A 13,306-nucleotide genomic window follows, 5' to 3' on the forward strand; every position below is an offset into this window, starting at 1 on the left:
GTGGTCAACGTGGCGCCGGCCTGGCCATGATCGGGCCACGAATTCCGTGCCGGAAAGGAGCGCCCCATGCCAGGACCGTCTCTGAATCACTTGGGTCTGGATCACTCGGATCTGGATCACGCAGGTCTGGATCACGCAGGCATCGACCCCCAGGCCTGCTGTCACGCCCGCCGCCAGTTCATCGCCGGCCTCGCCGCCGCGGCGACGGCCTCGCTGGTCCTGCCAGTCTTCGCCGCGACGCCCGGCGCAGCCGTCGCCGCCGCGCACACGCACGACTGGGAATGGCTGCTGGGCAATTGGGACGTCTGGCACCGGCGCCTGAAGGATCGCCTGACAGGCAGCGACGACTGGGAGGAGTTTCCCGGCAAAAGCGTGTTCTGGCTGACGATGGGCGGGCTGGGCAATATCGACGACAACGTCATCGACATTCCTTCAGGCAGCTACCGCGGCCTGACCGTCCGCGCATTCGATGCGCACACGGGCACCTGGGCGATCTGGTGGCTGGACGGTCGCGACCCGACCCGCATCGAGCCACCGGTGCGCGGCGGCTTCGATGGCGACACCGGCACGTTCACCGGCCGCGACACGTTCAAGGACCGCCCGATCGTCATGCGCTTTCGCTGGAGCGACGTCCACGGCGCGCGCCCGTGGTGGGAGCAGGCGTTCTCGCCCGACGATGGCAAGAGCTGGGAGGTCAACTGGCGCAACTACTTCACGCGCACTTCGTCGCAGCCCGGCGCGCTGCCGAAGCTCGCCGATGCACCGAAAGACTGGGATTTCCTGGTCGGTCGCTGGAAGGTGAGCCATCGCCGCCTGCGGCAACGGCTGGTCGGCAGCGACCAGTGGGACGAGTTCGGCGGCACGCTGGTCAACTGGCCCGTGCTCGGCGGCAAGGGCAACGTCGGCGACAACGTCATGGAATTCCCGGATGGCACGGTGCGCGGAGTGGGCCTGCGCGCGTTCGATCCGGCCAGCGGGCAGTGGTCGAGCTGGTGGCTCGACGGCCGCGACCCGGCCGCCATCGGCGCGCCGTTGCGCGGCCGCTTCGCCGATGGCGTCGGCACGTTCATGGGCGATGACACGCTTGCCGGACGCGCGGTGAAGACGCGCGTGCAATGGTCACGGATCACGCCGCGTTCGGCGCGCTGGGAGCAATCGAGCTCCGGCGACGGCGGCGCGACGTGGGAGAGCAACTGGATCAGCGACTTCACGCGCGTGGGGTGAACCGCCCGCACCATCACCTGCAATCCACGGCGTCCGCGCGCCGAGGGCCTGCACCGGCTGGCGAAGGCGCGGCTTCATTACCTCTATCGGGCCTCTACGGGCATTGCTGATCGTCGCCTACGTGGTGCTGTTCTGGCGAGTGACGCATTTTGATCCTGCTCTTCAGGTGAACGCGTCGGCGCGGGAACACTGCGTTCTCCGCCTGGTGACGAGGCCTCCCGTATGCTGTGCCCGTTCCCACGGGATCCCAGCGCCATGGCCACCGATCGCTTCGCGTCCGCCGTGTTCGACGAGTACCTGGAGAAGGCGGTAGCGCACGCCTCCGATTACCTGCGCACGCTCCCTGACCGGCACGTCGGTGCGCGCGCCAGCCGTGACGAACTGCTGGAAGTGCTGCGCATACCGCTGCCCGTGCAGGGCGACGAAGGCGGTGAAGTGATCGACCTGCTCGCGTCGCAGGTCGACCGCGGCGCGGTCGCCTGCAACTCGCCGCGCTACTTCGGATTCGTGATTGGCGGCGCCTACCCCGTCGCGCTGGCCGCCGACTGCCTGGTCTCGACCTGGGACCAGAACGCCGGCATCTACGCCATCTCGCCGCTGGTGGCGGTGGTGGAGGAAGTTGCCGCGCAGTGGTTGCTGGATCTGTTCGGCCTGCCGCCCGAGTCCGGTGTCGGCTTCGTCACCGGCTGCCAGATGGCCAACTTCACCTGCCTGGCCGCGGCCCGCCACGGCGTGCTGCGGCGCGTGGGCTGGGACGTGGAGACCGATGGCCTGGCCGGCGCGCCGCGCATCAATGTCATCGCCTCGGCCGAGTCGCACATCACCATCGATGTGGCGATGCGCTACCTCGGCCTGGGCACGCGCGCGTTGCAGGGCGTGGAGACCGACGGCCAGGGCCGCATGCGCGTCGATGCGCTGCGCGAGAAGATGGCCTCGCTGCAGGGCCCGACCATCATCTGCGCGCAGGCCGGCAACGTGAACACCGGCGCCTTCGACCCGTTGCGCGAGATCGGCGCCATCGCCAACGAAGCCGGTGCGTGGTTGCACGTCGATGGCGCGTTCGGGCTGTGGGCCCGCGCCAGCCAGGCGCACCGCAGCCTGGCCGACGGCATCGAACTGGCCGACTCGTGGGCGACCGATGCGCACAAGTGGCTGAACGTGCCTTACGACTGCGGCGTGGCCATGGTGCGCCATGCCCAGGATCATCGTGCCGCGATGACGTCCGCGGCCGCCTACCTGATCCAGACCCAGGGCGCCGAACGCGACGCCGTCGACTGGGTGCCCGAGTTCTCGCGCCGCGCCCGCGGCGTGCCGGTCTATGCGACGTTGCGCGCGCTCGGGCGCGACGGCGTCGCCGACCTCATCGAGCGCACCTGCGCGCGTGCCCGGCAGATGGCCGGTCTACTGGCGCGCGAGCCGGGAGTGAGCATCCTCAACGACGTGGTGCTCAACCAGGTGCTGGTCCGCTTCGACGACGATGACGATTTCACCCGCGCGGTCATCAGCGGCGTGCAGCAGGACGGCACGTGCTGGCTCGGCGGCACCAACTGGCAGGGCAAGGCGGCGATGCGCATCTCGGTTTCGAACTGGGCCACGACCGAAGACGACGCCAGCCGCAGCGCGGCGGCGATCGCAAAGGTGTTCTGTTCGCTGCGCGGCCCGAAAACCAGCTGACAACAGACCTCGCAGAACAGACTTCGCAACAACAGACTTCGAGAGTCCGGAGAGCGCCATGATCGAAATCATCCTGCTGCTGGGCAGCGACGACTACGCCATCGAGCACTGGCCGGAGGCGCCGGACGTCATCGACTACAAGGGCCGACCCTTCTCGCTGCGGGCCGGTCCGCGGGTACCGGTGGCGACCGATCACGAGTTCGAACCGGTGGCCGTCTATGCGCCGGACGAACTGACCGAGGAAGAGTTCCAGGACCTGTTCTACGCCCTGCAACCGAAAGTGGCCGAGCTGCGCCTGAAGTACTCCTAGCGTGCTGCACGCGCGGCGACGGCTGGCCTGTTGCGGATCCAGCGCACCAGCAACGCGATGCTCGCCGTGACCACGATCGCGGTGATGATCGAGGTTTCCGGACCGAATTCGCCGCCCGTCAGCCACTCAGGCCCGCGATAGATGCTCTGCAGCGGCGCCCGCGCGCGCCAGTCTTCCATGCCCGACAACGGGATGCCGGTGGCGAAGATCGCGAGGTTCCATGCGGCGTGGTGCACGCCGACCACCCACAGGTTGCGCGAGGCGATGTAGATGCAGGTCCAGAACGCGCCGATCAGGGTGAGTGCCAGCACCATTGCCAGGCCGGCTCCTGCATTGAACCAGTGCATCGCCGCGAATATCAGAGATTGCAGCAGCACCGCGGCGACCGTCCCGACCGCCCCTTCCAGCGTGCGGAACACGATGCCGCGGAACACGATCTCCTCGATCATTGCCGCCACCAGGATCGCGCCGGCGATCGCAGGCACGCCCTGCATCCCGCGGACCGAGACGACTTCGTAGTTGCCCAGCGCGAACAGCGAGAGCGTGGTGACCGAGATCAGCAGCGCGCCCGTCACCGCACCCAGCGCGATACCGGCCGGCGCAAAACGCAATTCGCTGGCGGCACGCTTTTCGTGGAAGCGGACGTACGCCCAATACCCCAGCAGGGCAGACAGCAGGATGCCGGCACGCCGAAGAACGCCGGTCGTGGCCTCCGCAGGTTGGAACAGCGCCACCTGCGCCGGCAGCAGCACGGACCGGTACAGCGTCATGCACCCCACCACGGCGGCGAGTGCCAGCGCAAGTTTCAGCAGCGCCTGTCCCGCCGCGCGTCCCGTGATCAAATGAAAACCCCTTCCGACGCGCGTGAGCCACGGCTTCCCGCCATGGTATGCGAGGTGTCCGCTCAAGGCGAAGCGGCGGCGAGCGAACTAGTCGGTGACCAGTCCAGAGGCCGCCTGCGCAGCGCGTCCGCGCGGGTCCGCCCAGACGCTATTGGGTTCACCGTCACGGGCACGGCGCGCGGTGGCGAGCGCCAGCCAGCCGAACCCGAACGCCATCGCCAGCGCGCCGGCATCGATGGCGAACAGTGGCCACTGCCCCTGCAGCGCCGTCACCCACAACCAGGCGCCGGTAACCGCGCCATGCGCCAACGGCACCAGTGCGGTGGTGACCGCCGCGGCCCACAGCAACTCCCGTGCCGCCCGCACGGGTGGTCGCAGCGCAGCCCACAGCGCGCACAGCGCCCAGGTCGCGAAGCAGACGGCCTTGACCGCCTCATCCAGACCCATCGCCAGGCGCAGCCCCGGCCACTGCGCCAGTTGCGTGGCGATGAACGCCACCGAGATCGCCACGCACACGCCGATGCACACGCCGACCGTGGCGCGCGCCATGCCCAGCTGCGCCTTGCCCTGCTCGAGCTGGCGACGCTTGCGCCGCGACTCGACCCACAGCAGGTTGCCCGAATAGAACAGGAACGCGCCGCCGATGCCGAGGACGAAATAAAGCACCCTTACCCAACTGTTGCCGTACTCGCCAAAGTGCAGCGCATACGCCGACGTCAGCGTGGCGTGGTTGGCATCGCGACTGCCCGGCAGTTGCGTGGCGAGCACCGCACCGGTGTTGGCGTTCATCGCCACCGTACCGATCGGCCCGATCGATCCCGGCGACTGGCCGGCAATCTCGATCGTGGCATTGGCGTCGCCGGCATGCGCCAGCTTGAAGTAGGCCGGCTCGAACGAAGCCAGGCCCTGCCCGCGTGCGATTTCGATCGAGCGCGCATGCAGCATCGCCAGCGATCCCAGCGGCTGTACGCGTCCGGCCGCGGTCACCACGGGCGCAGTGTCCATCGCCGGGCCCAGCGCCGACATCAGCTGGCCGCGGAAGACCAGCGGATTGAGCGCCGTCATCACCAGCATGATCAGGCACAGCAGCGCGCCGGTGACGGCGAACATGACGTGCATCGGCAGGCTGAGCACACCGATGACGTTGTGCGCGTCCTGCCAGAAGCGCTTGAGGTTGCGGCCCGGGCGCAATGCGAACAGGTCGTCGGCGAGCTTGGGCAGGTGGATGATCACGCCCGAGATCAGCGCCAGGCCGTAGAGCAGGCTGACGATGCCCATGATGTACTGGCCGGCGACGGGAATGCCCAGCGAGTAGTGCAAAGCGTTGACCAGTTCCGGCAGCGCGCCGCCGGGCATGCGGTCGCTGCCCTCCAGGTTGTCGAGCGTGGCGTAGCGCCACTGGCCGCCGGCGTCCTGCCAGTAGCTGGCGGCCTGCGGGTATTCGCCGCCGGGGAACACCATGCCGACATGCTCGCGCGCCTGCGGATGGCGGGCCAGCGTCTGGTCGAGCAGTTGCTGCGCGTCGGCGAGGCCCTGCTGCGCCGACAACGGCGCGTGCGGGGTCTGCCAGGCCTGCAGGTCGTGGTGGAACACCGTGATCGCGCCAGCATAGAACGCCACGAACAAGGCGAAACCGGCGACCAGGCCGACCCAGGTGTGCACGCTGGTGAAAGTGCGCAGGGTGTTGGACTTGAGCTTCATCATGCCGGTTCGTTCACTTCGGTGCGCGCGCTCAGCGTACCCATTGCAGCGTCTGCAACGCCCACAACAGGCCAAGGCTGAGCGCCGCGCCACCACTGAACCAGGCCCACGCACGCTTGCCATCGCGGAACTGGAAGGCCAGCGCCATCGCGCCCATCCACAGCGGGAAAAACGCCACGATGCCGGCGACCAGCGTCGACTGCCAGGGGCCTGGCCAGAGCCAGCAGGCCAGCCCGGTGATGCCCGCCGCCAGCAGGAAACCGGGAACCGCGGCGGCGGCGGCGCGACCCCACATCAGCGTGACCCGCCGGCGCCGGCGGGCGAACGCAGGGCCAGGTACGGCAGGACGATCAGGCCGAGCATCCAGGTGCCGAGCATTGCGCACAGGCCGGCGCCGCCGCCGAGCAGCACCATCCACAGCACCAGCCCGACCACGGCCAGCGACAGGCCGATGCGGGTCCATCGCCGCGGGTGCTTCGGCCGCGGCGTCCAGCGACAGTTGCGCGAACCGGCATACAGCGCCAGCGCCGACAGCAGCGTGCTGATCAGTGCCGACAGCGCCAGGGCCGTGTCCATGCCGGTGCGCTTTACCAGTGGAAGCGCGCGGTCGCGGTGACCGTGCGCGGATAGCCGTAATAGCACCAGGCCGCGCTGTTGCAGGCGCTGATGTATTCCTTGTCGGTCAGATTGTTGGCGTTGAGCTGCAGGCGCCACTGGCCGATGTCGTAGTGCACCGCGGCATCGAACAGCGTGTAGGACGGCGTCTCCCACAGGTTGTACGCATCACCGAAATGCTCGCCGGTGTAGCGCACGCCGCCACCGAAGCCCAGGCCCGACAGGAGGCCGGAGGTGATCGTGTAATCTGCGCCGAGCGAGGCGACCTGCTCGGGCTGCAGCGGGATCTGCGTGCCCAGCGACAGCGGGTCGGTGCTCTGCGTCACTTCCGAGTCGGTGTAGGTGTAGGCGCCGTAGACGCTGAAACCGTTGCCAACGTTCCAGCGGCCTTCGAGCTCGACGCCGTTCACTTCCGTCTCACCCTGCTGCACCTGGAACAGCGTGTGGTTGGGGTCGACCGTCAGCGTGTTCTGCTGCACCAGTCGGTACACGGCGAGCGTGGCGAGCATGCGGTTGTGCGCCGGCTGGTACTTCACGCCGGCTTCGATCTGATCACCGGTGGTGGGCACGAAGGCGTTGCCGGCGAAGTCGGTGCCGACGGTGGGCTGGAACGACTGCGAGTAGCCGACGTACGGAGCGAAGCCGTTGTCGAACAGGTAGTTGATGCCGACGCGGCCGGAGAACTCGTCGTCGCTCTGGTGGCCACGGGCGCCGCCGATCAGCTCGCGCGTGTCGGTGCCGACCCAGTCCTGGCGTCCGCCGAGGGTGACGACCCAGCGGTCGAGTTTGATCTGGTCCTGCACGTACAGGCCGGTCTGATCCTGGTCCTGCACGGTGCGCGAGGTGTAGTCGGGCTTGACGATCGGGCTGCCGTAGACCGGGTTGAAGATGTCCAGGGTCGGTGCGTTGAACGCGAATGCCTGCGCGTACTCGGTGCGCGAGTCGCGGTAGTCCAGGCCTGCCAGCAGCGTGTGCTGGGCGCGACCGGTATTGAAGGAGAACGTCAGCTGGTTGTCGATGCCGGTGTTCTTCGCTTCTTCCTCGGTCGCCCACAGGTAGCGGAACAGCGTGCGCTGGTCGGCGAGCAGGCCGAACGCGCCGACGGTGACCGACGGGTCGATGTCGGTGGTGCCGTAGCGTGCGTTCTGCCTGAAGACCGTGCCGCCGCCGAAATCGTGGGTGAACTCCCAACCCAGCGACTTCATGGTCTTGTCGTAGCCGTTGTAGCCCGGCTCGCCGGTGAAGCGGTTCATCGGGATCTTGCCGTTCGGGTTCGGCAGCAGCGTGCCCTGCGACGGCAGGAAGCCGGCGCCGGCAACGGTGTCGTTGCGCTGGTAGCGCGCGAGCAGTGTCAGCGTGTTGGCTTCGTCGGGCTTCCAGGTCAGCGCCGGCGCGAAGTAGTAGCGATCGTCGTGGACGTAGTCGATCAGGTCATCGCTGTTGCGGGCCAGGCCGGTGAGGCGGTAGGACCACTCGCCGCTGCCGCCGATCGCGCCACCGAAATCGAACGCGGCCTGCATCATGTCGTAGCTGCCGAACTGCACTTCGACCTCGTGCAGCGGCTCGTCGACCGGGCGCTTGCTGACGTAGTTGATCAGGCCGCCCGGCGGCATCGCGCCGTAGGTGACCGACGACGGGCCCTTGAGCACCTCGATGCGCTCCAGGCCGAACGGCTCGATGCGGGTGATGCTGGTGCCCGAGCCATCGGCGAGGGCGAGGCCGTCGAGGTAGCGCGCCGGGGTGAAGCCACGCACCAGCAGCCAGTCGCTGCGCGGGTCGGGACCGAAGCCACCGCCCAGTGCGCCGGCGGTGTACCAGATCGCTTCTTCGGCGCCGTGCACCGCGCGGTCGCGCAGCTGCTCATCGGTGATCACCGAGACCGACGCGGGGATCTCGCGCAGCGCAGTGTCGGTCTTGGTCGCGCTGCCGCTGCTGCGCGCCAGCGGCGCGTGCACCTGGACCTCGTCGAGGTCGGTGGCCGACGACTTCGTCGCCTGGGCCTGGGCGGCCAGCGGGGCGCACAGAGCGGCGGCCAGGGCCAGAGCGAGGGCGTGACGTGAAGCAACGACGGAAGAAGCGGCGCGGCGAGGAGACATGGGGAGACCAGGGTGGGGGCGGCGGATGCCCCGTCCATGGGGTCTGGGAGTCGCACCGGGACCACCGGTGGACATTCCGCGCAATAAAAATGGGAATGATTCGCATTCTAGAGGCCGGCGCAGGTTTGGGCAACGGCGCCGGCCCCCGCCGGCGCGCGCTGCTCCGTCGTTGAAAAACCCCCGACGCTGGGCCCCGCCTTCGCGGGAATGACGAGCGAGGGTCAGAACCCGTAGCGCAGGAACCCGCCGTCGACCGCGATGCACTCGCCAGTGACATACCCCGCCGCGGGCAGGCAAAGGAACGCCACCGCTGCCGCCACTTCTTCCGGCTCGCCGATGCGCCCCAGCGGCGTGCGCAGGAGCACTTCGTCGAGATAGTCCGGATCGGCGAGCTTGTCGGAGGTGCGACGGGTGCGGATGTACCAGGGCGCCACCGCATTGACGCGGATGCCGTCCTCGGCCCATTCGACGGCCAGGTTGCGCGTCATCTGGTGCATGGCGGCCTTGCTCATGCCGTACGGCGCGCCGGTGCGGACATGGATCATCCCCGAGACGCTGCCGACGTTGACGATGCTCGACGCGGCATGCCGGATCAGCAGCGGGTGCGCATAACGCGACAGTTCGAAGGCGGAAAACAGGTTGACCTCGAACACCTGCCGCCACTCGTCCTCGGTGTAGTCGGTGGCCGGCTTGCCGATGTTGCCACCGGCATTGTTGACCAGGATGTGCAGGCCCTCGCCGAAATCCTCGACCCAGTCGAGCAGCTCGCGGCGTTGCTCGTCATCGGCGACATCGGCAACGAAGGCCTGGATGTCGCGTTCCGGGAAATCCTCGACCAGCTCGCTGCGCGCGGCATCGAGCGCGGTCGAGTCCCGCGCGGCCAGCAGCACGTCGGCGCCGAAGCCCAGCAGTTCGCGGGCGATCGCGCGACCGATTCCGGCGCTGCCACCGGTGACCAGGGCCAGTTGTCCGTCCAGGCGCCAACGCTTCGGGTCCATGCAGCTCTCCGGGAATCGCACAAGGTGAAGTGGGTCGCAGTCGGCAGGTTGCCGCGCGCGACGGCCGCTGTAGCATAGCCGCCAGACCAATCGAGGGTGCCCGGATGTCGCGATCGCTGCTGTTGGCACTTTTGCCGCTGGCGCTGCTGGCCGGTTGTTCGAAACCCGAGCCGCCGGAGAAGGAACGGCCGCCGGAGCCCCAGGCGACGCAGTTGCGCGACGCCATGAAGGCCCCCCTGGAAGAGGCGAAGAAGGCCCAGGAAGACGCCAGGAAGGCTGCCGAGGAGCAGCGCGCGGCGATCGATGCAGCGACGGACGCGACGTCGAACTGAGCGCCTGCCAACCCGGGGCAACCGGCCTCAAATGAAAAACGCCCGGCGATGGCCGGGCGTTTTCCGTTTCGACTGACTTTCTGGCGGTGCGCTACAAGCCGCAGAAGCAGTAGGCCAGCGCCTTCACTGGCACGCCGCGGGTCGGCGTGATCGCACCTTCGAGGAAGCGCAGGTCGGCGGCCGCCTGCGGCGAAGCCTTGGCGAGCAGGCTGCGCGCCATGTCCGAATCGCGCAGCCAGGCGCCACCGGCGCGGCTGCCGACGAAGCCGGTGAAGAACCGCTCGAACGGCGTCGCCGCCTTTTCGATGTAGCGCACGTGGTAGCTGTCGGGCTTGCCGAGCTTGGCCTTGGTGGCCGCGAACTCGATCGCCTGCTGCAGGCCGCCCAGCTCGTCGACCAGACCGCGCTCCTTGGCCTGCTCGCCGCTCCAGACGCGGCCGCGGGCGATCGCATCGACCTGCTCGACCGGCTTGTTTCGGGCGCTGGCGACGCGACCGGTGAAGTCGCGGTAACCCTTGTTGATCACCGACTGGATCACCTCGCCGACTTCCGGCTGCAGCGGTCGGGTGATGTCGAAGGCGCCTGCGAAGCGGGTGGTGCCGACGCCGTCCGAATGCACGCCGATCTTGTCGAGCGCACGCGGGATGGTCGGGATCAGGCCGAAGATGCCGATCGAACCGGTGATGGTCGAGGCATCGGCATAGATGCGGTCGGCATCCATCGAGATCCAGTAGCCGCCCGATGCCGCCAGGTCGCCCATCGACACCGACACCGGCTTGCCGGCCTTCTTCAGCGCGACCACTTCGCGGCGGATCTGCTCGGAGGCGAACACTTCGCCGCCCGGGGAGTCCACGCGCAGCACCACGGCCTTCACGTTCTCGTCGTCGCGCGCCTCGCGCAGCAGGGCAGCGGTGGATTCGCCACCGACGGTGCCCGGCGGCTGCTCGCCGCTGCGGATCTCGCCTTCGGCGACGATGACGGCTACCTGCGGGCGGCCATCGACGGCCTCAAGGCCGCTGTCGAGCTGCAGCAGGTACTCATCGAGCGAGGCCTGGCGGAAGCCGCCATCGGCATCGTCGTCGGCGACGCCCCGCTGGACCAGCAGGTCGTCGACTTCCTCGCGCGTCTTCAGGCCATCGACCAGCTTTGTCTGCAGCGCGAACCTGGCCAGGTCGCCCTGGGCGCTGGCGATGCCCGCCGGCATCTGGTCGATGCTCTGCGCCAGCTGCGTGGCGTCGAGCTTGCGCGCCTTGGCGACGTCGCCCAGGTAGCGCTGCCACACGTCGTTCATCCAGAACAGGTCGGCTTCCTTGGCCTCCGGCGAGGCGGCGTCGAGCACGTACGGCTCGGCCGCCGACTTGTACTCGCCGACCTTGAACAGGTGCACATCGACGCCGAGCTTGTCCTGCAGGCCCTGGCGGTAATACGTGCGATAGCGGCCCAGGCCTTCCAGCAGCATCCCGCCCATCGGGTCGAGGTAGACCTCGTTGGCCTGCGCGGCCAGCAGGTACTGCTTCTGGTCCATCATTTCGGCGAAGGCGACGACCTGCTTGCCGCTGGCCTTGACCCGCGCCACGGCCTGCGCGACTTCGCGCAGCGAGGCGAAACCACTGGCGTCCAGCTCGTCCAGGTCGAGCACCACGCGCTCGATGCGCTTGTCGTCGCGCGCCGCGTCCAGCGCGCGCACCAGGTCGCGCAGCTGCACTTCACCGCCGCGTTCGCCCATGGCCTTGCCGAGTGCGCGCGTCAGCGGATCGTTGCTGTACTGCTCGACGAGGGCGCCTTCCGGCGCGATCACCAGCGTGGTGCGATCAAGCAGCGGCCGCGTGCGCGGACCGGCGCCAAGGATGGCGAGGACGATGAAAAGCAAGGCGAAGAACACCAGGTTGAGGATCAACCGGCGGGTGAAATTCATCGCATCCCATAACCCGATGAAGAAACGGGCGATCGGGCCGCGACGGGGTGTGTCATTCATTGCAAAGGCTCCTGGCGTACGGTTCCAGCCTAATCCCGGATGGCATGGAATTCACCCGCCATTCGTAACACGCCCTCCCGGCAACCGGCGTGATGCGGCCGTGGGGCATCAATTACATGGCCCGCTCAAGGCCCGCGCATGACCAGCCGGTCGGGCTGGCTCGAGCGCAGGAAGCGGGTGCAAAGCAACACGGCGGCGACGGTGAGGCCGGCGATCAGTCCGATCCACATTCCCTTGGGCCCCCAGCCCAGTCCAAGGCCAAGGCCGGCGCCCAACGGCATGCCGATGCCCCAGTAGGCGAGCACCGCCAGCAGCATCGGCACGCGCGTGTCCTTGAGCCCGCGCAGTGCGCCGGCCGACAGCACCTGCACGCCGTCGGGGAACTGGAACGCCGCCGCATACAGCAGCAGCGAAGCGGCCAGCGTCGCCACCGCCGTATCGCGGGTGTAGAAGCTCACCAGCAGGTCGTTGCCGGTCAGCAATACCAGGCCGGAGAACAATTGCGTGCCGATCACGATCGCGTAGCCGGCATAGGCGGCCCGGCGCACGCCGTGGAAATCGCCGCGTCCCATCGCGTGGCCGACACGCACGGTGGTGGCCTCGGCCAGGCCCATCGGCACCATGAAACACAGCGACGCCAGGTTGATCGCGATCTGGTGCGCGGCCGCCGGCACTTCGCCCAGGCGCCCCATCAGCAGCGCGGTGGTGATGAACAGTCCGCCCTCCATCAGCACCGTCACGCCGATCGGCAGGCCGGTGGCGAGCAGCCCGCGGATGATCGACCACTCGGGCAGGTCGAAGCGCTCGAAGAGCTTGAGGTCGGCAAAGCGCCTGGCGCGCCACAGCACGATGGCAAAGCCAATGGCCTGCAGCCACAGCATGATCGCCGAGGCGATGCCCAGGCCGCCGGCGCCCATTTCGGGGAAGCCGAGCCTGCCGAACGTCAGCACGTAGCCCACCGGCAGCAATATCAGCAGGCCGCCGGCGCTAAGCACCAGAGTCGGCAAAGTCCAGTGCAGGCCTTCGCTGAGGTAGCGCATGCAGAAGAACAGCGTCAGCGCCAGCACGCCCCAGCGGATGCCGTGCAGGAACGAGGTGGCGCCGGGAATGATCTCCGGCGTGATGCCCATCGCGCCCAGCGCGTAGGGAATGAAGGTCAGGAATGCGAACAGCACCAGCCCCAGCCCGAACGCCAGCCACAGCGCCTGCCGGAACAGCGCGCCGATCTGCCCGCGCTGGCCGGCGCCGTCGAGCTGCGACACCGACGGCGGCACCGACAGCAGCGTGCCGATCGGCACCATCATCGGCAGCCACCACAACGCGGTGCCGATGGTGACCGAGGCCAGGGTGGTGGTGCTGTGGTGGCCGGCCAGGACGTTGTCGACGAACGCGATCAGGCCGGTCGATACGTGCCCGCCCACCAGCGGCGCGGCGAGGAGGGCGGTGGTGCGGACTTCGCCGAGCAGGCCGGTGCGGGCCGCGGAGGCGACGGGGGAAGACGGGGACATCGTTACAACCAGATGCACGACTGCGGCCGCG

Annotated in this window: 12 protein-coding genes; 4 read left to right on the plus strand and 8 right to left on the minus strand. The window is 68.5% G+C overall.

The features are described 5' to 3' along the window. The first annotated feature begins 66 nt into the window (after positions 1 to 66). The 3 genes from AB4Y64_RS05355 (at position 67) to AB4Y64_RS05365 (ending at position 3,208) form a co-directional block, all read left to right on the plus strand. The gene (locus AB4Y64_RS05355) at positions 67 to 1,224 is read left to right on the plus strand and encodes a hypothetical protein (RefSeq protein ID WP_441815410.1); all 1,158 of its coding nucleotides are present in this window, start codon (positions 67 to 69) and stop codon (positions 1,222 to 1,224) included. 255 nt (positions 1,225 to 1,479) lie between these two features. Next, positions 1,480 to 2,898, plus strand: coding sequence for a pyridoxal phosphate-dependent decarboxylase family protein (locus tag AB4Y64_RS05360; RefSeq protein ID WP_441815411.1), 1,419 nt, complete (start codon positions 1,480 to 1,482; stop codon positions 2,896 to 2,898). Between the two features lie 58 nt (positions 2,899 to 2,956). Beyond that, positions 2,957 to 3,208, plus strand: a complete 252-nt coding sequence (locus AB4Y64_RS05365) for a hypothetical protein (RefSeq protein WP_441815412.1) — start codon at positions 2,957 to 2,959, stop codon at positions 3,206 to 3,208. Here AB4Y64_RS05365 and AB4Y64_RS05370 read toward each other — a convergent pair. From AB4Y64_RS05370 to AB4Y64_RS05395, 6 genes are all read right to left on the minus strand, one after another. Then, a complete protein-coding gene (locus AB4Y64_RS05370; protein WP_441815413.1) occupies positions 3,205 to 4,050 on the minus strand; it encodes a CPBP family intramembrane glutamic endopeptidase in 846 nt (281 codons plus the stop codon). The two genes, AB4Y64_RS05365 and AB4Y64_RS05370, sit on opposite strands and share 4 nt — an antisense overlap. Positions 4,051 to 4,137: 87 nt before the next feature. Further along, entirely contained in the window at positions 4,138 to 5,751 is a 1,614-nt protein-coding gene (locus AB4Y64_RS05375) for a PepSY-associated TM helix domain-containing protein (RefSeq protein WP_441815414.1), read from the minus strand. A gap of 31 nt (positions 5,752 to 5,782) precedes the next feature. Further along, positions 5,783 to 6,046 (minus strand): hypothetical protein, encoded by a 264-nt coding sequence (locus AB4Y64_RS05380; protein WP_441815415.1) that lies wholly within the window; start codon positions 6,044 to 6,046, stop codon positions 5,783 to 5,785. Continuing rightward, positions 6,046 to 6,327, minus strand: coding sequence for a hypothetical protein (locus AB4Y64_RS05385; protein ID WP_441815416.1), 282 nt, complete (start codon positions 6,325 to 6,327; stop codon positions 6,046 to 6,048). The genes AB4Y64_RS05380 and AB4Y64_RS05385 overlap by 1 nt, the downstream gene beginning before the upstream one ends. A gap of 11 nt (positions 6,328 to 6,338) precedes the next feature. Next, complete coding sequence (locus AB4Y64_RS05390; RefSeq protein WP_441815417.1) at positions 6,339 to 8,462, minus strand: TonB-dependent siderophore receptor; 2,124 nt, start codon at positions 8,460 to 8,462, stop codon at positions 6,339 to 6,341. A gap of 221 nt (positions 8,463 to 8,683) precedes the next feature. After that, positions 8,684 to 9,460, minus strand: a complete 777-nt coding sequence (locus AB4Y64_RS05395) for an SDR family oxidoreductase (RefSeq protein WP_441815418.1) — start codon at positions 9,458 to 9,460, stop codon at positions 8,684 to 8,686. Between the two features lie 104 nt (positions 9,461 to 9,564). On the opposite strand from AB4Y64_RS05395, the gene AB4Y64_RS05400 reads away from it, so the two are divergent. Then, a complete protein-coding gene (locus AB4Y64_RS05400; RefSeq protein ID WP_441815419.1) occupies positions 9,565 to 9,792 on the plus strand; it encodes a hypothetical protein in 228 nt (75 codons plus the stop codon). Between the two features lie 91 nt (positions 9,793 to 9,883). On the opposite strand, the gene sppA is transcribed toward AB4Y64_RS05400, so the two are convergent. Continuing rightward, positions 9,884 to 11,767 carry a signal peptide peptidase SppA gene (gene sppA, locus AB4Y64_RS05405; protein ID WP_441815420.1) on the minus strand — a complete coding sequence of 628 codons (1,884 nt, stop codon included), beginning with the start codon at positions 11,765 to 11,767 and terminating at the stop codon, positions 9,884 to 9,886. 125 nt (positions 11,768 to 11,892) lie between these two features. After that, positions 11,893 to 13,275, minus strand: coding sequence for an MATE family efflux transporter (locus AB4Y64_RS05410; protein WP_441815421.1), 1,383 nt, complete (start codon positions 13,273 to 13,275; stop codon positions 11,893 to 11,895). Between the last annotated feature and the right edge of the window lie 31 nt (positions 13,276 to 13,306).

This window comes from Lysobacter sp. TAF61 (genome assembly GCF_052113485.1).
Lineage (GTDB): Bacteria > Pseudomonadota > Gammaproteobacteria > Xanthomonadales > Xanthomonadaceae > Lysobacter_J.

Excerpts from the sequence above, each read along its gene's own strand:
- AB4Y64_RS05385 (WP_441815416.1), bottom strand. The coding sequence starts at position 6,327 with ATGGACACGGCCCTGGCGCTGTCGGCACTGATCAGCACGCTGCTGTCG.
- AB4Y64_RS05365 (WP_441815412.1), top strand. The coding sequence starts at position 2,957 with ATGATCGAAATCATCCTGCTGCTGGGCAGCGACGACTACGCCATCGAG.
- AB4Y64_RS05375 (WP_441815414.1), bottom strand. The coding sequence starts at position 5,751 with ATGAAGCTCAAGTCCAACACCCTGCGCACTTTCACCAGCGTGCACACC.
- AB4Y64_RS05400 (WP_441815419.1), top strand. The coding sequence starts at position 9,565 with ATGTCGCGATCGCTGCTGTTGGCACTTTTGCCGCTGGCGCTGCTGGCC.
- AB4Y64_RS05360 (WP_441815411.1), top strand. The coding sequence starts at position 1,480 with ATGGCCACCGATCGCTTCGCGTCCGCCGTGTTCGACGAGTACCTGGAG.
- AB4Y64_RS05410 (WP_441815421.1), bottom strand. The coding sequence starts at position 13,275 with ATGTCCCCGTCTTCCCCCGTCGCCTCCGCGGCCCGCACCGGCCTGCTC.
- AB4Y64_RS05380 (WP_441815415.1), bottom strand. The coding sequence starts at position 6,046 with ATGTGGGGTCGCGCCGCCGCCGCCGCGGTTCCCGGTTTCCTGCTGGCG.
- AB4Y64_RS05355 (WP_441815410.1), top strand. The coding sequence starts at position 67 with ATGCCAGGACCGTCTCTGAATCACTTGGGTCTGGATCACTCGGATCTG.
- sppA (WP_441815420.1), bottom strand. The coding sequence starts at position 11,767 with ATGAATGACACACCCCGTCGCGGCCCGATCGCCCGTTTCTTCATCGGG.
- AB4Y64_RS05395 (WP_441815418.1), bottom strand. The coding sequence starts at position 9,460 with ATGGACCCGAAGCGTTGGCGCCTGGACGGACAACTGGCCCTGGTCACC.
- AB4Y64_RS05390 (WP_441815417.1), bottom strand. The coding sequence starts at position 8,462 with ATGTCTCCTCGCCGCGCCGCTTCTTCCGTCGTTGCTTCACGTCACGCC.